Origin of the sequence: Lysinibacillus sp. AR18-8 (assembly GCF_001705465.1) — a bacterium.
GTDB classification, from domain to species: Bacteria; Bacillota; Bacilli; order Bacillales_A; family Planococcaceae; genus Lysinibacillus; species Lysinibacillus capsici.
The window spans coordinates 245,158-266,442 of sequence record NZ_MDGU01000023.1 but is presented as its reverse complement, the minus strand read 5'-3'; the positions used below and the strand labels follow the sequence as shown (position 1 = coordinate 266,442).

The window sequence follows — 21,285 nt, the reverse complement described above, 5'->3', positions numbered from 1 at the left end:
CTGCTAATATTTTTTTATACTGAGCTTCTAATTGTTTCAGTTTTCTTCACGTCCTAACGCAACCATTTTTCCGCTCTTATCGTTGTTCCCTCTCCAACGACAGATTGAATATCTAAACTATCCATCAATCGTTTAACACCTGGCAAACCAGCACCTAGCCCCCCCGAGGTGGAATAACCATCCTCCATTACTTTACGAACATCTTTAATACCAGGCCCTTGATCTGTTGCAACAACAACTATTTTCTTTTCAGTATCTGCTTCAACCCTTTCAATTGCTATGATACCTATACTTGCATATAAATAAATATTTCGTGCTAATTCACTAATTGCCGTGGTGATGCGGGCTTGATCAACAGTGCCAAATCCAAGTGCTTTTGCTTCATTGCGCCCCAGTTGTCTAGCTGCAACAATATCCCACTCTGTAATAATTTCAACCGAAGACCTATATGTCACTGCTGTCCCTCCATTTCCTTTGGAGTTATACTCTTACACTTTTATTCAAACTGCTTGCCATCATTTAAAATGAATGAATTGCCTCTATAAATGGAATATTCTATGTAAATTTTCATATACCTTTTAAGAATTTTTTCAAAAATCTATTTTTATTAAAAATCTTGTGTATATCTTAAAGCTTTTTGTAACATTTATCAATTACACCTTGGCTTAATTATTTCAGGTACTTCATCTTTCGTAGCAAAATCGCTTGCTGAGCAAGATCTATCGTAATTCAAATTATGGTAAAGACATTTCAAGGATATAAGACAAAAAAGCATCGAGATATCATAATCTCGATGCTTCTATACACATATGTATATCAAAATTTAACTAGACCTAAACTAATCATCAACGCACCATCAACTTTTTCCATCACAGCATGATCCAGTTGCGTAATACGATCCGTCAATCTTGACTTATCAATTGTCCGCACTTGTTCTAGCAAAATAACCGAATCACGTTCAAAACCATACTTTTCAGCATTGATTTCAACGTGTGTCGGTAACTTTGCCTTTTGAATCTGTGCAGTGATAGCTGCGATGATGACAGTCGGACTAAATCGATTGCCAATATCATTTTGAATAATCAGCACCGGCCTAGTGCCTCCTTGTTCAGAACCTATTACCGGTGATAAGTCTGCAAAAAAAACGTCACCACGTTTTACATTCAAAGTGTCATCCCCCGCTAACGAGACGCTCCACCATATGTTGTGCTTCATACTCTGCATGCAAGCATTCGCTCGCAATCATTAAATTAATATGAGACATTTCAACATATCCTTTAATCATAGCTTCCCGTATTTGATTTGGTTGCTCCTGCATTAAATTTTTGCGCGCCAAAATACGCACAAAAGATTCACCTTCAATTACTTCCTTTGTTTGTAGAAATAGTCTGTCTTGAACAGCAATTGTAGCTTCTCTTAACTTTTTCTCGTACACAGCAAGCACCTCCAACGGAACCATACACTTTTCATTACTTCCCATTCTATCATTGAAAGATATTGTTGAAAAGACATGAAATGACAAAATATCTGACAATTTGAAGTACAAATTGTAAAAATATGTTGGTTGTCGAAGGTATATGCTGAATAATTATTATTGCAATGTGTTTTCAAATATGAGCCATTACTATGTTTTGGAAAAGAAATAAGTTCTCCAGTGCTAATTTATTTACCAAATTCAACTTGGAACATTGCTCATGACATTACATTGAGATTTGACTTATTCTAATGAAAGACAACTAAAGATATGTTCTAGGAACTCTTGTTGTTATAATGCATGGTATTTCATAATTAATTGTTTCGAGCTTTGTTGCCCATTCATCGATCGATACTCCAGTATTTCCTTGTCGACCAATGAGTGTTACCTTCTCACCTATATCATATGCTTTTGGTAGGGCAACCATACATTGGTCCATACAAATTCGTCCAACAATCGGCATTCTTTGTCCATCAATTAAAACCTCTTGTCCACCTAACTTGCGAATCACGCCATCTGCATAGCCAATTGGAATTGTTCCTATCCACATATCTGTCGGAGCAACATATGTAGCTCCATAGCCAACTGGATCACCTGATTTTATTTGCTTTACATGAACAAGTTCACTTTCAAGCGAGAACGCTGGTAACAAGGGAAAAGGTAATATACTTTTCACATATGAAGAGGGTGATAATCCATACATCGAAATACCAAATCTAACAGCATCATATTGTAAATGCGGATCTTTTACTAATGAGGCGGCTGTATTAGATGCATGAACAAGTCGCGGCTTATTAGGTATTACAGCTAAACATTTCTCAAAAAATTGTACCTGTTGATCAAAATGTAGCGTATCCTCTTCATCAGCTGTCGCAAAGTGTGTAAATATTCCATCCAGCTCCATGTGATCTGTAGACTGTATTGTTTGATAGAGCTCTAATAATTCCTGCTCTGAGCGAATACCTATTCTACCCATTCCGCTATCTATTTTTATATGAAGTCGTAAAGGAAGCGCTTCATCTACTAAAAGAGAAGCAGCTTGCTGAATCCAATCATCGGCAAATGCCGTAAGTATAATACGTTGCTGCGCTGCATAAGGAGCAAACGAAACTGGAGATGCACCTAATATTAATATGTCTGGTTCTTCAAAATGTGCTCGAATATGTAATGCCTCATCGGGCGTTGCCACTGCAAGTACTGTGGCACCAGCTTTAAGAGCTGCCCGTGCAACGGCTACATCTCCATGACCATACGCATTTGCTTTTACTACAGCGATAATTTGAACATTAGGTCGTAAAAATTCTTTTAAGTTTTTTACATTTTGTTGAATTGCTTGTAAGTCTATTATTGCTTTTGTTGGACGAAAAAACTGCTGTGTCTTCATAAGAATACCCTCTTTATTTTTAATTAAAACATTATGTAGGACATACATATTGCAAAGTATGTCGATTTAGCTTGTACACACAAAGTTTTAGTTTTCGGATGAGCCTATACTTTATAGGTTCATTTTAATTATCAATAAGCTACAGCCTCCGTATTCCAGAAGGCTGTAGCCAGAAAAGTTACTTCATACTACTTATCGTCATAGATGTAGCAACTTCAATCATTTCTTCTCGCGTTAATTTACTTGATGCTACAAAGAATTCAACGCCATCTTTTTCCCAACTAATTGATGTATCTGTAATAGCACCAATTGTATAGCCTAAATCAACTGGATCACCAGGTGACGATACAGGTAACATTGAATTTTCCTTCATTACTGGTTGCTGCATAACAGTAAATGCCTTCTCACCATCGTATGTTAAGATTACTCGTTCCATTCCACTTTCCTGCACAACCTTTTCATTCGCTAATTGTGCCCAATTTACAACAGGATAATGTGTTTGGAATTCTTGATATTCAACTTCTGCTCCAACAGCTTCCTTATCCTCATTATCTTCTTGCCCTTCTTTTTCGGCAGGTGTAGCTTGTTCACCTTTCGTGTTATCTTTATCAGTGAATTGCTCAACTGCATACTCTTTTGCAGCATGTTGTACACCTAGCTTAATTTTCTTAAATGTGATTTTGATTTGCTCTTCTTTCACATCATTCATAATCACTACTGAGGTTGGCAATAAAGTTTTCTTATCTACTGTTATAACCTGATGTGGCATACTGTTCTTATAGCTATTTCTAGTAGCCGCTTCAAATATATATGCTTTTTCTTCTTCTTTCATGACAAGATTTTTATCTTCTGCTAAATCTTCTGCTAGCGCTCCAATTAAGTATGCCTGACTATTTTTCTTTGGCCAATCACTTTGGAATTTATACATTTTGTTTAATGTCGGTGTTACGACAAAAACACCATCAGCATTACGTACAATCATTTGAGAAACATCTTTCCCACTTTCAACTACTTCTACTCGATAGAAATCAGGTTTTGTGTGCCATACTGTTACATCATAATTTCTAGGTTCCCCACCCGATTTAATTTCCATCGATGCATTTAATTCATAACCATTCGTCTCTGCCCATTTACCATTCACTTTCTTCAACACTTTTTCCTGTGAGGCTGCACCACATGCCGACAGAAGTAATATCGTACAAAGTAAGACGAGCCATTTAACTATACGGTTGCCCACGCTTTCACCCTTTCTTCTTTCAAATCCACTACGACAATATATGAACCGTATTTGTCAGTTATGTCATTTGAAGAAAGGGCAATATATTTAAATTTACATGCAATCCTTTTAGACAAGTTAAGTACTATTCTAATAAGATTACTTGAGCAGCTGCGTATTGCTTAGAATGCGTAATACTAACAAAACCATTGACAAGTTCATCCTTAAAATATAAAACAGGATTGCCAGCTGCTCCTTTTAACACTTCCAAATCATGAAGCTTACATTGTTCCCCAAGCCCTGTTCCCAGAGCCTTCGAAAATGCTTCTTTTGCAGCAAATCGCCCAGCTAAAAATTCTATTTTGCGAGTTTCCGAATAACCATCAAATATTTTTTTTTCATTTATCGTTAAAATGCGGTCTTTCAATTTATCTGTTCGTTTCATAGCCTTTGCAATACGATCAATCTCTACAATATCGAGGCCAATTCCCTTAATCATGTGAACCTTCTCCTTTACCTATTTCCAACAAGGCATGTATAATAATTGTAAATTGAGGTGGAGCCATGTTTAGTAGAACGGAAAATTTTAAGCAATATACAAAGTATTACCCTGTTGTTTCAACTTTAATAGCAATAAATCTTACTCTTTATGTATTGTCTCTCATACCCAGCATAGGAACACTCTTGTGGAATTACGGAATCCAAGCAAATTTCCTGATTCAAAGTGGTGAATGGTGGCGTGTTTTCTCTGCCATGTTTTTACATGCAGGTTTTATGCATGTGTTTTTTAATATGTTTTCCTTATATCTCTTTGGACCAGAGCTAGAAAAAATCGCAGGGAAAGCACGTTTCATTACAATTTATTTAGTATCAGGTATTGTAGGCAACATGGCAACCTATATATTCTATGATAGTAGTTATGCGAGCCTTGGTGCAAGTGGGGCTATTTTTGGAATTTTTGGTGCATTTGGGGCATTAGTTTACTATACTCGACGTACAATGCCCATGCTTCGTAAGCTCATTTTACCAATCATCGTCATCAGTGTCATTATGACCTTTCTCCAACCAAATGTGAATGTCTTTGCTCATTTAGGCGGTCTAGTAACCGGATTTATCCTTGGACTTGTCTATTTACATCCAAAAAGAATTTTAAGCTGGCGCAAACAAAAGATGGCTGGTAGACCATAACATTAAAAAGAGGAGCTGCTCACCTATAGAGCAGCTCCTCTTTCCTTACAATGACCTCCATTATAAAACCACTGTAGCTTCATTTGACATCTTTATTTTTTTCCATTCAGTTGCTGTTAAACCATAAACAACCTGATCTACGTAGTGATCATATAGCCACTCAGCATCCCTTAAACGCCCTTCTTCATGAAAGCCCAATACCTTTGGGATTGTACGACTACGAATATTACCAACTGCAACACGCACTTCTATACGATTTAACTTTAAATAATTAAAGGCAAAATCAATCAATGCTTTCATGGAATTCGTAACGAGCCCCTTTCCTACAAATTCATTCCCTAGCCAGTAGCCAATACTTGTCCATTTATGTTGCCAGTTGATTTGGTGATAGCCGATAACACCGGCAAGCTTTCCATCATAGTAAATCCCTGCTTGTATGCCATTGTGATCAGCATATTGTTGCATAGCATTTTTTACGAATTGCTCAGTATCCTTTACTGTTTTGACATCATCTACAAAGGGCAACCATTCACGTAATGTATCCCTTGAACGGTCAGTTAAAGCGAATAACTCTTCTACATCACTTAAATCCAAAAGCTTTAAATAAGCGCTTTCATTAATGTCATATTTAAACAATGTCTCCACCCCTTTTGTTCTATTTATTTTATTATAAACAGCATCTCTATTTATTTATAGTTAAAAAAGCTAATCCTTCCATAAAATTGAAAGGATTAGCTTTTTAGTTCATTAATGTTCGTACCATGTTAAGATCGTCTCGGCATCTTGTTGCTCTAAGCTGGAAACACTCCCCGTTGTACCAGTTGCTCCTGACATGACGGTTGCTTTTACAGACATAACATTCTTTCTTTTTTGAAAGTATGATTGTGTACTTTCAATAGATTGAATTCGCTTCTTCTCCATGATTAACGTAATTCGACTAAACACACGATACTGCATAGCCAGTTGCTTGCCATCTATTTGATAGCCTGCTGTTTTATGTTGCCAAATACCAAGTAACATTGTTAATGGAATTAACAGCAACGACAATAGCCCGTATGGATAAAAGAAATAGATAGATGCACCGATAATCGGAACTAGCCAGAAAAAATCAATGCGATAAAAAAATGGTCTTGCCCTTTTTGGTGAGCGAGTAAATGTAGGCTGCCAATTCATTTCTGGGAAAAGCTGTTCTAATGTTTGCATACAATCCGGCTTCTTAATAAGTGGAAATAGCGTAATTTTTTTATCATTTCCATTTTCACCATTACCACCAGCACTTTCAACAACCACTGTAGCATAGCCTGTTAACTGACGTAGTGGATTTTCCACAATACGAATTGCCTGAATTCGATTCAACGGCAAAGTAATACGCTTTTTTTCTAACAGTCCCTTTGTGATAATCAACTTTTCTTCCTCAATGCGGACAGTGTAATCATAATAATTTATCAGTGTGATGACCACTGATACAATCCAAGCAACAATTAAAACAACCATCACCGTCAATGCCACTAAAAATGCGCCGATTTTCACGAAATCAGCTAACTCATGAAATACAGTTTCATAAGGAATAATGTCGGAAAATTGTGAAGCAACGGCTGCAAGACCTGATAACACAACACCAATTCCACCAGATGTTGTTGCTAATACTAGTAAATCTCGCATTGACATATGGTAAATCATCGGAGTTGGTATAGCTTCCTCTACAACCTGCATTTGATCCTGTTGTTGAACTGCTTCGTTTTTAGCATGACGCATTTCTAATTCAATAACATCTGCTGCTGCTTTGCGAATGGCTGTCAGCTCAACCTCAGGTTTTCCCCCTTTACTACCAGCAGTCTCCACCTGAACTTTCACTAAACCAAAAATACGATGAAAAACACCTTCATTGTAATTCAAACTTTGAATACGTTCAAAAGGGATATAACGTTTCTTTTTAACAAATAATCCATATGTCACACGCAACTCCCCATCTTCAAACCAGTAAACAAATGTCCGCCATTTTATGATTCCTCCCACGAGCGCAAGAAGTGCTGCTACTCCCCATACACCGAAAAGTAAAATGGTTTCAAAAAAATGATCACTACGAAAATTCAAAGAAAAATTAAAGCCGTTACTTATGATAATAATGGCAATTGGTAATATCATACTTTTCAATGCTTTTACACTCGTTATAATTGCAGACACTGGGTGTAAACGATTAATTTCCTTAGACATCATCTTCAGCCACCCTTGCTAAATCAGAAATACGCGCACGCAGTACGTCTGCTTCATCCATAACAAGTGCAGGAATCGTATGTACAGTTGCAGCTGTAGAAATAGAGATATTACCTAAGTCGTATTTTTTTAATATCGGCCCTTGTGTTGTATCAACATGTTGCACACGTACCATTGGAATTAATGTGCGTTTCACAACAAATAAACCATGTTGTACTTCGATTTCATGCTCTCGAACTTCATAGCGCCATCTTTCCCATCTTATTTTCGGGAAAATAAAAATAGATAATATCGCACTTAGTAAAACAATTGCACATGCTATGAAGTAAATAAATGAAGGCCATTCAAAATAATAAGTACCATAGCTTACAAGTCCTGCTACAACTAACAGCACCAATGTTTGTATGACTCCATATAAACGCCACACTGTTAGCCCTTTACGAGAAATTTGATGAATCGGTTGTGCTCTCATTGTCGTTCCCCCTCTTTCTTCATTAGGTGTATACGAATTCACTCACCTTTTTGTTTCAACTATAGCCGAAAAAAAACCTTACAGCCATCATGACTGTAAGGTTTACTGTAAAAAATTAAGTGTATTTCGTCTAAAATTATCCTTCGTGACGTCTTGGAGAACGAGAACGACCTTGTCCACCTTCACGACGTCCGCCTTCACGGCGTCCACCCTCTCGACGGCTACTGCTACTGCGACGCTCTCCACTGCGAGCATTGTCACGACGTCCGCCGCCAAAGCTACGGTTAACACGGCCACGATCACCGCCACCACGGTTATTGCTAGAACGTTCACGACGCATTGGTAATGGACGTTCTTCTGTGATTGTTACTGGTGTATCGTCTGGCTCTCTCGTTAATGAACGCAGAGCAGCTGCAACAACATCAACAGCATCATGATTGTCTAATAATTCTGCTGCAAGTGTACGGTAATCACCTAAATTGTTATTAGCAATAAGACCTTCCAGTGTTTCAACAGCTAAGCGTTGTTGACCTTCTAATGCTTCGTCCGTTGTTGGTGGGCGAAGAGGTGTCATACGTTTTTTCGTAGTTTCTTCTACAATACGTAAGTAACCCATTTCACGAGGTGTTACAAATGTTACGGCAAGACCTGATTTACCTGCACGACCTGTACGTCCAATACGGTGAACATATGATTCAGGATCTTGAGGAATATCAAAGTTATAAACATGTGTTACACCAGAAATATCAAGTCCACGAGCGGCTACATCAGTCGCAACAAGGATATCGATTTTATTTTCTTTAAACTGACGTAATACTGAGATACGCTTCGCTTGGCTTAAATCACCATGAATACCTTCAGCTAAATAACCACGAATAGATAGTGCCTGTGCAAGCTCATCTACACGACGTTTTGTACGACCAAAAATAATTGCAAGCTCTGGTTGGTGTACATTTAATAAACGAGATAAAATATCGAATTTTTCACGTTCAGCAGACTTAACAAAATATTGATCAATGTTATCAACAGTTAGTTCTTTAGCTTTAATTTTTACAATCTCTGGATCACGCATAAATGTTTCTGCAATTTTACGGATTGCTGGTGGCATTGTTGCTGAGAACAGTAATGTTTGGCGCTCAGAAGGTACGTTTTCTAAGATTGAATTAATATCATCAATAAAGCCCATGTTTAACATTTCATCTGCTTCATCCAATACTAATGTTTGAACATCTTCTAATTTTAACGTACGACGATTAATATGATCAATAATACGACCTGGCGTACCAACAATGATTTGAGGTCTATTTTTCAGTGCACGAATTTGACGACCTATTTCTTGACCACCGTATACTGATAATAATTTTACGCGTTTGTCATAGCCAATTTTATAAAGCTCTTCTGAAACTTGAATTGCTAACTCACGAGTTGGAGCAATGACTAATGCTTGAATATTAGGGTTTTTTGGATCGATTTTTTCAATTAGTGGAATCCCGAAAGCGGCAGTTTTACCAGTACCTGTTTGTGCTTGACCTAATACATCACGGCCTTCAATCGCAAAACGAATAGTACCTTCTTGGATTGGTGTTGCTTCTTCAAATCCCATACGCTTTACTGAGCGTAATGTAGATTCGCTAATATTTAATTCTGAAAAATTTGTCAAACTTCTCAATCTCCTTTTTTTCCTTTTAAGTTGACAAATGGTTACATTTTCAGATGAAGTTGTCGGCAAATTCGAGCCTGTGTAGTGGAACGTTTCCGTTACTTAAAAATTTTCTCTACATGATAGTCCATATAGAGCTCTCTTATATGAAAAGGAAAGCCCGGTCTTTACCGAGCGGTTCGATTCTGTCGTAATTTTTCACTTTAGAATAAAACCGTTGTGTTCAAAAAAAAGTACTCTTCAACCAAATATGAAGAGTCTTCGCACAAAATGTATCCATTGCTTACACTAGTCTAACATGGCTTTAAATCCTATGCAACGATAACGCATGAGTCGTAATAATCTGACTACTTTATTTACCTTTTAAAAACATTAAAACCTGTGGAAACCATTCAGAGCAATCTTCCTCAAAACATATATGGTGCTTGCCATTATCAGAAAAATACAAAACCTTGTCTGTAGAGGCTAATTCATCAAAAAGAAATTGAGCCGTATGATAAGGCACTATCCCATCCAACTTCCCCTGCACAATATATACAGGAATTTGAATATGCCGATAATATGGCTCCACCATTCTTACCAACTTCATAAATTCTACTGTTGAGGCAAGTGGCACATTGTTAAACTTCTGATGGTATCGTAGATAGAGTTCGTTATTAGTTAAATTATGGTGATAGGCTTCAGTAGCTAACATTTTAAAATCTTTGACTAGCTGTTTAGGGCTCACATACTTTGCAGCAGCACTTAGTAATACAAGCTTTTTCACTTTATAGCGTTTAGCTAAATATAGCGCTATAATTCCTCCCATTGAAAAGCCAACAACGATTACCTCGTCAACTTTTTTTGCCAACGATCGGAAAGCTAATTCGGCATCCATTAACCAGTGTTTCGCCTTAAAACCACTCATATGTAATTCTTCACCATGTCCAGACAATGTTGGCTCTTCAATTATCCAATCTGTATGTGAACGTAAATAACTTGTGAATGGCTTCACCTCATATGGTCCACCTGAAAATCCATGAATACATAGTACACCTACTGACAAATTCTTCACCTCATTTAACAAAGATAAACCTACACAAATAAATCGGTGAGCGTTTCTCTCACCGATTCATTGCTACTATGACGTAAATGCCTTTAAGATTGTCTCTAATTTCATACCACGTGAACCTTTAAGTAAAACAATAGATGATTCATTCGCTTGTTTTAGCTTTTCAATAATAGCCGTATAATCATCTTCTGTATACAATAAACGTTCAGCCTCAAAGCGCTCTTTTAATATTTTGTAAAGATATAGCATCCGAGGGCCAAACAAACAGACATAATCAATTTCATCCTCATTAATATGCTCAGCCAGACCCTCATGGAAACGTTGCTCATTTGGTCCAAGCTCTAGCATATCTCCTAACACAAGCCATTTTTCAGGTCGAATAGTTGATGTAGCCATAAATTGAATGGCAGCTTTTACAGAGGTTGGAGCTGCATTATAGGCATCATTGATAAATAGAGCGCCATTCGTTCCTAGTACCTGTTGCATCCTCATATCAGTTAATACGACATGCTCTAAGGATGTACGTATTTGTTCATTGCTTAAACCTAGCTTATGAGAAATTAACATGGCCACAAGTGTATTTTTTACTTGATGCTTGCCAAGCACTGAAATAAAGAAATCACCCTCGATCATACCGTGTGTAGTGAAGTTGCTGCCATCAGCGTTAGCATGAATATTGTCAGCGTATAAAAGATTATTGGATTCTAACCCGAACGGCACTGACTGTAATTGCTGTTCTTTTGCCACTAATTCCTTGAGCAAAGGTTCATCACCATCATAGAATAATAGACCATCTTCTTGCATTCCTTGAATAATTTCAAACTTAGCTTTTGCAATACCTGCACGTGACCCCAAATCCTGCATATGGGCCTCACCAATGTTGGTAATAACCGTCATATGTGGACGAGCAAGCTTCGTTAAAAACTCAATTTCACCAAATCCACTCATGCCCATCTCAAGGACAGCCACATCTGTATCTTCATCAAGCTGTAAGATAGTAATAGGCAAGCCCAATTGATTATTAAAGTTCCCGATCGTTTTTTGTACTTTAAAGAATGGAGCTAGTGTTCCCGCTAAAATATCCTTTGTTGATGTCTTACCATTTGAACCTGTAATGCCTATAAATTTTGCTTTATGTTCATTACGATATGCTCTAGCCATTTCTTGCAAAGCTAATTCTGGATCATCCACAAACAACAACGGGTAACCTTCTGGTGGATTCGGCTCATCCTTTTGCCAAAGAGAAGCTCCGGCACCTTTCTTAAATGCCTGCATTACAAACTTATGCCCATTTGTATGCTCACCACGAAATGGAACAAATAGGTCTCCTTGTTGAATTGTTCTTGTATCAATAGAAATTCCTGACACAACAGTGTCACCCAAAGCCGCCATATCCTCATTTAACCATGCAGCTAATTGTTTTAAAGTTTTTTTCACGATAATCCCACTCAGTCTTTTTTATAGTGAAGCTGTTGTTTTTCTTCATAGCGCTCAATTGCTAGGGTAATTAAACGGTCAATCAGCTCTGGATAACTCACATCTGTATGCTGCCATAATAATGGATACATACTTACAGGCGTAAAACCTGGCATTGTGTTTACTTCATTAATGTAAACGTTATTTTCAGTTGTTACAAAAAAGTCCGCACGAACTAAGCCGCTACCATCTATAGCCTTAAATGCACGCTTTGCCAGTTCTTTTAAGCTTGCCACAGTTTCTACTGGAAGCTCAGCTGGAATAATAAGTGCTGTAGAACCGTCCTTATATTTAGAATCATAATCATAAAAATCAGTAACGGGTTTAATTTCTCCTGGCACTGATACTTCAGGATAGTCATTTCCTAACACCGCTAGTTCAACTTCACGAGCGACAATTCCCTGTTCAACAACGATTTTACGATCATATTGTAAAGCAACCTCAATTGCTTTTACCAATTGCTCGCGATCTGTTGCCTTGCTAATCCCAACACTTGACCCTAAGTTTGCAGGCTTCACAAACATTGGCCAATTCAGGTTATTTTCACAGCGTTCAATGATTGCGTGTTGCTCATTCTTCCACTCACTACGAATAAAATACGTATAGGGCACTTGAGGTAATCCAGCAATTTCAAATAATTGCTTCATTACCACTTTATCCATTCCAGCAGAGGATGCCAATACACCATTTCCTACATACGGTAAATTTAGAACCTCAAGTAAACCTTGCACTGTTCCATCCTCACCATTCGTACCATGTAACAATGGGAAAATGACATCAAACTTTACCTCATTGCCATTTTTATCAAGCAAAAAATCAGTGATATTATTTTCTAAAATTGTAGTATTATCACCAAATTGTAGTTCTTCTATTGCACTGACGGGTTTTTCTAAACGCTCTCCACGGCGCCATTCCCCGTCAGTTGTAATGAAAATCGGATATACTTCATACTCCTCGAAATTCAAAGCTCCTGTGACTGCACGTGCTGTCGATAACGACACTTCGTGCTCCGCTGACTTTCCGCCGTATAATAAACCGATTCTTTTTTTCATTTTTGTGCCCTCCACATACTTCTTGAGTACTATTAGTTTATCATGAAACGTCTTGACAAATGACATAAAAATCTCACCGTATTTTTAACGGTGAGATTTTGCGTGTACATTTCTTCGATTATGCCCCAGCATCAATACTTCCTGCTATTAAATTGTACAGGAATAATGCAACATAAATATTGTCTACCAACATCTTAGTTCTTTGATTGCGTCACCATGAAGTTTAAATAATATAGATTAATTCATCATGCTCTGTTTTTAAAATCGTATTTAAGTCATCCCAAACTTCGTCAGGAAAAGAATATTCAGACAGATTGCGAACTTCTATTCCATACGCTACTTTTGGTTTCTCAATCCGATACAAAGATAGTAACGCTCCATCTTTCGCAAAGGATCGGTAAGAACGTAAAAAATCTGGTGATATAGCGGGAATACTCGCTTTTACTTTTCGACGCCAAAATCCAGTGCTGCGTTCCTTTTCACGAATTAAACTATTAAAAACATTGGCAACCAATAAATCCGAATCACTTAAATGACGAAAATAAATTTTAGTCATTTTCTCTAAGTCTGAAGAATAATAGACGAATCTATTTTGTAATTTATTAAAAAATGCTGACGTAATTGGTTCTTTCTTGTGACTTATGTACAGCAATTCTCCTTGTTCCATCGGTGTTAAATGATCTAGCCTCTTCTCGTCCATAAAATCTACCCAGCATAATTCTTTAGATTCAGCAGATTTTTTCACAAAACGAGGAACATCTTCTTCTAATACATATTCAAATTGTGTATGCATATTAAAAGAACCGTCTTCATAGGAATGTTTTAATAACAGTAAGTGATGTAGTGGTTCAAGTGCAGCCACAAATTGCGAGAATTTTAACCCGCTAAATATAACAAATTTATCGACATCATTCATATGAACATAAATATGATACATAAAATCATCAGCTGACTTTAATTTTTTAGCCACAACCATCACCCCATTCTTCACTACATTATAAGACTAAACATGATTTTTTTGAAACATTTTATGTTAATTGTCGTCACTACTATATACGCAGGCATAAAAGTAATTTTTGCGTTATAATTAGGAATGTTAAACATGCATTTGCATATAAAGTTTAGATTACTCAATGAGTTCAAGTATTTGCTTAAAATTCCATTGACAATATTCAAAGCAAATTGCAAGCTTATCAATAGATATGAGCTATTTTCACACCACTGCTGGTTATTAATTTGCTTTCTTCTTTGACCAATTATAAACGAAATAGGGAGAATCGCATCACATTTACTCATATTGAGATACTATTTTAATTTTAGGTGGCTTTTATGGAAAATAAACGAAATTTCGCAAATCGTTTTGACTGGACACTTGCATTTATACTCTTCACTTTTCTAGTCATTAGTTTGTTAGCTATTGCATCTGCCCAAACTTCAGGACAATATGGCATTAACTACGTACCAAAACAAATGCAATGGTATGTGATTGGTGCAGTAATTATTGGTATAGTCATGTTTTTTGAGCCAGATCAATATAAAAAAATGTCATGGTATATGTATGGAGCAGGGATTGCCTTACTGGTACTGCTTATTTTTATGCCAGAAGGAGAAGGTCAAATCGGTGCACCCGTTAATGGTGCTAAAAGCTGGTATCATACGCCGATTGGAAATATTCAGCCTTCTGAGTTTATGAAAACTTTTTACATTTTAGCACTAGCTCGATTAATTAGTAAGCACCATGAAATTTATTCATTACGATCAATTAAAACAGACTTTTTGCTACTAGGTAAAATCGCTATCACCTTAATCGTACCATTAGCTATTATTTTAAAGCAGCCTGACCTAGGTTCAGCACTTGTATTCTTTGCCATTACGGCAGCACTTATCATTGTAGCAGGTATTTCTTGGAAAATCATTCTACCAACATTTTTAGGTGGCATGGTAGCAGGCGGTACCCTACTGTGGATGGCACTCTATATGCAGGACTTTCTAGAAAAAACATTTGGTTTTAAGGCCTATCAATTTGCTCGTATTTATTCTTGGCTAGACCCCTATTCCTATTCATCCAGTGATGGCTATCATTTAATTACCTCTTTAAATGCCATTGGATCAGGTGAAATTTTTGGTAAGGGATTTAGAAATCGTGAAGTATATGTAGCTGAAAACCATACCGATTTCATTTTTACAGTTATCGGCGAGGAATGGGGCTTTATTGGCGCTAGTATTGTTATTTGTATTTTCTTCTTATTAATTTATCATTTAACAAAGACAACCCTATTATTGAAAGATCCCTTCTCGACCTATGTATGTGCTGGGATTATTGCTATGATTACCTTCCACGTTTTCGAAAATATTGGTATGACTATTCAATTATTACCTATCACAGGTATTCCACTTCCGTTCATTAGCTACGGAGGAAGTTCACTTATGGGGAATGCTTTAGCGATTGGGCTAGTCTTTAGTATGCGATTCCATTATCGAACGTATATGTTTACCACACATGATGAAGATGAATAACTATAGAAAAAGGGAAGTCTCGCGTATTGAGACCTCCCTTTTTCTATTGGAAACGAGTTAAGCTTGAACTTGCGGAGTTTGCGTTGGTGGTGTTAGCACTTTTAAAAGTTCTAGTCGAGACTTTGTTACAGTGGCTGTTACACCCAACTTAGATAAATTCGAAACAATCTTTTTCAAATCTACTTCTTTTGTCATACATTCCACCTCAATCTTTCCTCGATTTTATATAACGTTTTATTTACGAAAAAGTTTCATTTTTCTACGAGTATGATGTCTGACAAATTTATCATACCATTTAACTTACCTTTAAAATTTTTCAATTTTGTTACATTGTAAATTTTTCACATCATCAAACTTTTCCATCAAACATATTTAAATTACCCAAAATGGCTACATTTTATTCAAAAATCAGAACATAGATTTAAAAAATCTAAAATGCTTCATTTCTTTCTTTACTAAATTGTTCCACTTTATTCAAGCTTCCCCTCCCCTATTGTTGTAATCGCAAGAACAAGAGAGGTAGAATATACATATTGAAATATCGTATGAAAGCAGGGAACTGTATGAAAAAGGCTATTTTACTATTGATGTCTGTTCAATTCCTCGTTTATCTAGGGTTCGGCATTATTATTCCCGTCTTACCAGAGGTAATTGTGCAGCAAAATTGGCATGATCTCCACGTAGGTGGTTTATTGACCGTTTATTCACTTGCAAGTTTTTTCACAGCACCGTTTTGGGGGATGCTATCTGATAAGGTAGGACGAAAACAACTAATCCTTACTGGTCTAATTGGCTTTAGCCTTAGTTTTGTTATTTTTTCACTATTTATAGATAACCTAGCTATATTGTATGTTTCACGTATTATTGGTGGTTTATTTTCAGGAGCATTATATACAGCAGTAACAGGATTTATCGCCGATATATCTAGTGAAGAGGATCGCAATAAGTATATGGGCTTTATGGGCATGTCCATTGGTCTTGGGTTTATTTTTGGTCCAGCAATCGGGGGAATGCTAGGCCATTATAGCTTGCAGTTACCGTTTACTGCATCAGCATCATTAATTGCACTATTATTTATTTATGCAAGTTTCGTCCTAAAAGAACCTAAAAAACGAAAAGATTCAAATAAACGTGCTATAGTGCCAAAGGGTGCTGCAACAATGTTACAATTCCGTGTGCGCTATCTATTTATGTTTTCTTTTTTAGTAACTTTTATGCTAGCTGGCGTAGAGGCTACATTTCAGCTATTTCAAATCGAAAAAATTCACATTACACCATTACAAATTGGTTACTTGTTCATGTTTAGTGGATTTGTCGATGCTGCTATTCAAGGAGGGGTCGTTCGACGCATAAAAAATGGCAGTGAAACGACATGGTTAATCGGTGCACAAATTGTAACTGCTATCGGCATGCTTTTATTTACATTGACAGCTAATCTTTTTATCGCTGGGCTTGCCCTTTGTGTCTTTACAGCAGGTAATGCACTTGCAAGAACATGTGTTGTATCACTCTCCTCTAAAGAATCTGGAGGACAATATGGAACTGCCGCTGGACTGTCCTATTCAATGGATAACTTAGGACGTATTCTTGGTCCACTCTTTTTTACATGGTTATTTACCGTACAAGCAAGTCTTGGTTATTATATTTCGGCTGCAATAGCCATTTTTTCTATAAGCCTAATCTTTATATATAAGGCATCCCGTAAATCATTACGTCTTCCGTAAAATATAGTAGGTTGCATTTTATAAATTTCTAACTATTAGAGAATTACTAATTAAACCATGCGGATTATTCCTATATATCAAAGGGATAATCCTTTTCCATGCTATCTAGCCATTTCATATCTTCTTTCCGCATTTGAAGTAGGCTATACTAAGTATGTTATTAACAATACAAAGGCAGGTGTAGAAATGAGCATTTTTACAGATATAGAATATTTAGTTCCTTTAACTTTGTTTTTTAATATTTTATTAGCCATGACCATCATTTTCTTAGAACGTAAAGATGCTACCTCTACATGGGCATGGATCCTCGTGTTATTTTTCCTGCCATTAGCTGGATTTATTTTGTACTTATTACTTGGAAGACAATTACGAAGAAAGCACCTATTCCGTTGGGAAGGACGCAAGGATATTGGGATTGATAATCTGATTACCTATCAGATGGAAGCGATTCGTGATGAAACGTTTGAGTTTCGTATTGCGAATGCAGAAAATTATCAAGAGATGATTTATATGCACCTCAGAACAAACAATGCGGTCTTAACACAGGACAACCATCTGGATATTTTTGATGATGGTGCCGATAAGTTTGAGCAGCTCCTTAAAGACATTGAAGCAGCTAAAGATCACATTCACATCCAGTATTATATTTTTAGACTTGATGACTTAGGTACACGTATCGTCAATGCATTGATAAAAAAAGCAAAGCAAGGTGTTAAGGTGCGTCTTCTCTATGATGAAATGGGATCACGTAATGTTAAAAGACGCCATTTTAAAGAGTTGCTGCATGCTGGTGGTGAAGTAGAAGTTTTCTTCCCATCCATTTTGCCACTTCTTAACCCTCGTTTAAATTTTAGAAATCACCGAAAAATCGTTGTCATTGATGGTCGAATTGGCTATATTGGTGGTTTTAACGTCGGTGACGAGTATTTAGGTTTACAAAAAAAGTTTGGTTATTGGCGAGATACACACTTACGTATTGAGGGTAGTGCCGTACATCCTTTGCAAACACGCTTTTTACTCGACTGGAACCAAGCTAGTGCACAACAAAAAATGGGGTACTCTGATCGTTACTTCCCTGCCATCCCGAAAAAAGGTGATGTGGGTTTACAGATTGTTTCAAGTGGACCAGACTCAGACTGGGAGCAAATAAAAATCGGTTACTTAAAGCTTATTAATATGGCTCAAAAATATATTTATATTCAAACACCATATTTCATCCCAGATGTTAGTTTTTTAGACGCCATTAAAATTGCCACCTTGTCAGGCATCGATGTACGCATAATGATTCCTAATAAGCCTGATCACATGTTTGTATATTGGGCTACTTATTCTTATGTGGGTCAATTATTACGTGCTGGAGCCAAAGTCTACATCTATGAAAAGGGCTTTATCCATGCTAAAGCTATTATTATTGATGACGAGGCTTCCTCTGTCGGAACAGCGAATATTGATGTACGAAGTTTTAGTCTAAATTTTGAAGTCAATGCCTTCATATATGATGCAAATATATCGCACCAATTGGCAGAACTGTTTGAGAAGGATATTTTTGATTGTACGGAATTAACATGGGAAATGTATAAAAACCGTTCAACACTGATTAAATTTAAAGAATCTATTTCCCGTCTATTAACACCCATTTTATAAAAATAAAAAGGAAGAGAGCCTGTTCACAGAATGGCTTCTCTTCCTTTTATTATTTTACGCCTAAATATTCTTCCAACGTAATGTTTTTCTTTGTTATCTCTTTTGCAATCTCTTTGCCCACATAACGATAGTGCCATGACTCATACATATAACCTGTTATCGCTTCTTTGTTTTGAGGGAAACGCAAAATAAAGCCATACTCCTGTGCATGTGCAAATAGCCATTGCCCTGCTGGAGTTTCCCCAAACTCTTCTGTCAGCCACACATCTTCTTTTCCACGCTCTCCTATATCAAACGCTAAGCCTGTTTGATGTTCTGAGTAGCCAGGACGAGCACTATATCGATCTGCCGCTGCCTGTCCATCACGTTTAACATAGTTATCATAAAGGGTTGTTTGATATTCAAAAGATCGGTAGCCACTAAATGCAACTAAATCAAATCCTTGCTGCTTGGCAGCTGCTAACATTTGATTTAACGCTTCTCGTGCTTCTGGATTTTCTTCAGGTGCAAAGGTAGATGGAAGCGGATAAATTTTATTAGCTAACAGAATTCCATTGATATAGGTTGGTTCCGTAGGTAATGTTTGATTTGGGAGATATCCATTTTCGTCTGGTTGTTGCTCTGGCTTTGCAGGAGTTTCAGTATTGTCTGGTTTCTCTGTTACAGTAGAATCTTGTTCAGTTGTTTTGTTTGTTTCTGTTGTTTTTGGCTGCTCATCAGATGCACTATTTACTTGATTATTTTTATAGTTATAGACTACAAAAATTGCTACAATTAACGCGATAGATATGAAAGCACCAACGATAAGCGGAAGACGATTGTTTTTCACTCTTTATACCCCTTTTAAAATATCAGGTATCTAAAAGGATATTTAAAGCATTTCACCTTGAAAATACCTATTTTATTGTATTACTAGTTATAATCTTATTTTAGCACTGTTCACATTTTCAGGTGTAAATTTCCCACGTAAATATTCAATTAATCTGTTAGAACGATGACAAATACTACTATAGATGCAATTGCGAAAAAAATTGCCATATACTGCATCCATTTTGCTTCTTTTACATAACCTTGCTCTTTAAAGCTTTTTGCTCTAAACCCATTTGATAAGGCAAACATGATCGTCATTGCAAGTACAGCAAAATTAAATTTCCCCATAATAATAAATACAAGTGCTGCAATACTAAAAATTGCGACAAGAATAGATGATAGCCATTTTTTGTTCATCTTGCTGTCCTCCTAAAAAAATCGAGGCAGCAAAGGCGCCTCGACATCAATCAATTTATTTTTTTGCTTTCTCAGGATGTTCCGAATAATATTTACGCCCAATATATGTTTGAATAATCAACAATGCACCACTGACAGACCAATACAAAGGCAGTGCTGCCATAGAAGACATGGAGATAAAGACAATCATAATTGGTGAAATATAAATAAACATTTTCATCTGCGCTTTTTGTTGCTCTGGTACCGTCCATAAAGATACACGAGCCTGGATTAGGTAAACAATCCCAGCAACAATAGTCATCACGATATCAGGTGAACCTAAGCTAAACCATAAAAACTCATGGGATTTAACATCGGCAGAATACAAGATCGAGAAATACAGACCCATAATAATCGGCATTTGAATTAACATCGGTAAACAACCCATATTAAGTGGATTAATGCCATGCTTTTGATATAGAGCCATCATTTCTTGTTGATATTGCGTTTGCTCTTCTTTTGTCTTAGCTTCCTTCATTTTTTTCTGAACGGCTTCCATTTCAGGTTTAAAAGCATCCATCTTCGTTTTCATTAATTGCTGTTGACGATAGTTTTTTAGCATAATCGGCATTAATACTAAACGAATTAGAACAGTAATCGCAATGATTGCTAAACCATAGCTCCCTGAAAAGATATCATTCCCGAAAAACTCCAATAAAAATTCCATAGGTTTTACAAAGATACTATAGAAAAAACCTTCTTTGTTTTGCACAGCTTGACAGCCACTAAGAACAAAAACGGCAATACCAAGCATTGAAAATAGCTTCAAATTTTTCATTTTTCCACCTACTATTATTTATCAACTACTGTGAAGTATACCTTATAGGGTCTCTCTTTATCAAATAGCAAGTGCTACTTATTCCTTAAGCTGGTTCCTCAGATGATTCATCAAAAAAGATGCGAGCTTTAGCAACGCTAATATGTTCGCACCTTCTCATTTTCTATGC

The 21,285-nt window shown here is 36.7% G+C and carries 22 protein-coding genes; 4 read left to right on the top strand and 18 right to left on the bottom strand.

Going from position 1 to position 21,285, the window contains the following annotated elements:
* Positions 1 to 53: 53 nt before the first annotated feature.
* From BFM98_RS17565 to acpS, 6 genes are all read right to left on the bottom strand, one after another.
* Positions 54 to 455, bottom strand: coding sequence for an anti-sigma regulatory factor (locus BFM98_RS17565; RefSeq protein ID WP_048394287.1), 402 nt, complete (start codon positions 453 to 455; stop codon positions 54 to 56).
* 361 nt (positions 456 to 816) lie between these two features.
* Positions 817 to 1,167, bottom strand: a complete 351-nt coding sequence (locus tag BFM98_RS17560; protein WP_004232054.1) for a type II toxin-antitoxin system PemK/MazF family toxin — start codon at positions 1,165 to 1,167, stop codon at positions 817 to 819.
* Positions 1,168 to 1,171: 4 nt separating this feature from the next.
* Positions 1,172 to 1,435, bottom strand: a complete 264-nt coding sequence (locus BFM98_RS17555) for a hypothetical protein (RefSeq protein WP_004232053.1) — start codon at positions 1,433 to 1,435, stop codon at positions 1,172 to 1,174.
* A 301-nt stretch (positions 1,436 to 1,736) separates the two neighbouring features.
* A complete protein-coding gene (gene alr, locus BFM98_RS17550; protein ID WP_066038031.1) occupies positions 1,737 to 2,858 on the bottom strand; it encodes an alanine racemase in 1,122 nt (373 codons plus the stop codon).
* Between the two features lie 178 nt (positions 2,859 to 3,036).
* Positions 3,037 to 4,095 (bottom strand): LolA family protein, encoded by a 1,059-nt coding sequence (locus BFM98_RS17545; RefSeq protein ID WP_048394283.1) that lies wholly within the window; start codon positions 4,093 to 4,095, stop codon positions 3,037 to 3,039.
* Between the two features lie 124 nt (positions 4,096 to 4,219).
* Entirely contained in the window at positions 4,220 to 4,573 is a 354-nt protein-coding gene (gene acpS, locus BFM98_RS17540) for a holo-ACP synthase (protein ID WP_066038030.1), read from the bottom strand.
* 65 nt (positions 4,574 to 4,638) lie between these two features.
* Here acpS and BFM98_RS17535 point away from each other — a divergent pair, with 65 nt between their 5' ends.
* On the top strand, positions 4,639 to 5,262 hold the full coding sequence (locus BFM98_RS17535) for a rhomboid family intramembrane serine protease (protein WP_048394279.1): 624 nt from the start codon (positions 4,639 to 4,641) through the stop codon (positions 5,260 to 5,262).
* 60 nt (positions 5,263 to 5,322) lie between these two features.
* On the opposite strand, the gene BFM98_RS17530 is transcribed toward BFM98_RS17535, so the two are convergent.
* The 8 genes from BFM98_RS17530 to BFM98_RS17495 all read right to left on the bottom strand — a co-directional run bounded on the left by BFM98_RS17530 (position 5,323) and on the right by BFM98_RS17495 (position 14,163).
* On the bottom strand, positions 5,323 to 5,898 hold the full coding sequence (locus BFM98_RS17530; protein WP_054549589.1) for a GNAT family N-acetyltransferase: 576 nt from the start codon (positions 5,896 to 5,898) through the stop codon (positions 5,323 to 5,325).
* Between the two features lie 111 nt (positions 5,899 to 6,009).
* A complete protein-coding gene (locus tag BFM98_RS17525) occupies positions 6,010 to 7,476 on the bottom strand; it encodes a PH domain-containing protein (RefSeq protein WP_048394275.1) in 1,467 nt (488 codons plus the stop codon).
* Positions 7,469 to 7,948: a PH domain-containing protein gene (locus BFM98_RS17520; RefSeq protein ID WP_004232029.1), complete on the bottom strand. Its 480-nt coding sequence runs from the start codon at positions 7,946 to 7,948 to the stop codon at positions 7,469 to 7,471. Before BFM98_RS17520 ends, BFM98_RS17525 begins: the two co-directional genes overlap by 8 nt.
* Positions 7,949 to 8,084: 136 nt before the next feature.
* Entirely contained in the window at positions 8,085 to 9,608 is a 1,524-nt protein-coding gene (cshA, locus tag BFM98_RS17515; RefSeq protein ID WP_066038029.1) for a degradosome RNA helicase CshA, read from the bottom strand.
* 352 nt (positions 9,609 to 9,960) lie between these two features.
* Positions 9,961 to 10,653, bottom strand: coding sequence for an alpha/beta hydrolase (locus BFM98_RS17510; protein ID WP_054549593.1), 693 nt, complete (start codon positions 10,651 to 10,653; stop codon positions 9,961 to 9,963).
* A 75-nt stretch (positions 10,654 to 10,728) separates the two neighbouring features.
* Positions 10,729 to 12,096: a UDP-N-acetylmuramoyl-tripeptide--D-alanyl-D-alanine ligase gene (locus tag BFM98_RS17505; protein ID WP_066038028.1), complete on the bottom strand. Its 1,368-nt coding sequence runs from the start codon at positions 12,094 to 12,096 to the stop codon at positions 10,729 to 10,731.
* Positions 12,097 to 12,107: 11 nt separating this feature from the next.
* Positions 12,108 to 13,187 (bottom strand): D-alanine--D-alanine ligase, encoded by a 1,080-nt coding sequence (locus BFM98_RS17500; protein WP_048394267.1) that lies wholly within the window; start codon positions 13,185 to 13,187, stop codon positions 12,108 to 12,110.
* Positions 13,188 to 13,410: 223 nt separating this feature from the next.
* A complete protein-coding gene (locus tag BFM98_RS17495; RefSeq protein ID WP_048394266.1) occupies positions 13,411 to 14,163 on the bottom strand; it encodes a hypothetical protein in 753 nt (250 codons plus the stop codon).
* Positions 14,164 to 14,516: 353 nt separating this feature from the next.
* On the opposite strand from BFM98_RS17495, the gene BFM98_RS17490 reads away from it, so the two are divergent.
* Positions 14,517 to 15,704 carry an FtsW/RodA/SpoVE family cell cycle protein gene (locus BFM98_RS17490; protein WP_036079404.1) on the top strand — a complete coding sequence of 396 codons (1,188 nt, stop codon included), beginning with the start codon at positions 14,517 to 14,519 and terminating at the stop codon, positions 15,702 to 15,704.
* A gap of 57 nt (positions 15,705 to 15,761) precedes the next feature.
* Here the strand turns inward: BFM98_RS17490 and BFM98_RS24040 are convergent, their stop codons facing one another.
* Complete coding sequence (locus tag BFM98_RS24040; protein ID WP_004232019.1) at positions 15,762 to 15,899, bottom strand: Lmo0850 family protein; 138 nt, start codon at positions 15,897 to 15,899, stop codon at positions 15,762 to 15,764.
* Between the two features lie 368 nt (positions 15,900 to 16,267).
* Between BFM98_RS24040 and BFM98_RS17485 the strand changes: the two genes are divergently transcribed.
* Together BFM98_RS17485 and cls are read left to right on the top strand one after the other, a co-directional pair.
* Positions 16,268 to 17,428: an MFS transporter gene (locus tag BFM98_RS17485; protein ID WP_066038027.1), complete on the top strand. Its 1,161-nt coding sequence runs from the start codon at positions 16,268 to 16,270 to the stop codon at positions 17,426 to 17,428.
* Positions 17,429 to 17,614: 186 nt separating this feature from the next.
* Complete coding sequence (cls, locus tag BFM98_RS17480; protein ID WP_048394260.1) at positions 17,615 to 19,072, top strand: cardiolipin synthase; 1,458 nt, start codon at positions 17,615 to 17,617, stop codon at positions 19,070 to 19,072.
* A gap of 49 nt (positions 19,073 to 19,121) precedes the next feature.
* Here cls and BFM98_RS17475 read toward each other — a convergent pair whose 3' ends face one another.
* The 3 genes from BFM98_RS17475 to yidC all read right to left on the bottom strand — a co-directional run bounded on the left by BFM98_RS17475 (position 19,122) and on the right by yidC (position 21,116).
* Positions 19,122 to 19,901, bottom strand: coding sequence for a M15 family metallopeptidase (locus BFM98_RS17475; protein ID WP_066038026.1), 780 nt, complete (start codon positions 19,899 to 19,901; stop codon positions 19,122 to 19,124).
* 149 nt (positions 19,902 to 20,050) lie between these two features.
* Positions 20,051 to 20,299, bottom strand: coding sequence for a hypothetical protein (locus tag BFM98_RS17470; RefSeq protein ID WP_054549596.1), 249 nt, complete (start codon positions 20,297 to 20,299; stop codon positions 20,051 to 20,053).
* A gap of 55 nt (positions 20,300 to 20,354) precedes the next feature.
* On the bottom strand, positions 20,355 to 21,116 hold the full coding sequence (gene yidC, locus BFM98_RS17465; RefSeq protein ID WP_004232011.1) for a membrane protein insertase YidC: 762 nt from the start codon (positions 21,114 to 21,116) through the stop codon (positions 20,355 to 20,357).
* Positions 21,117 to 21,285 lie beyond the last annotated feature (169 nt).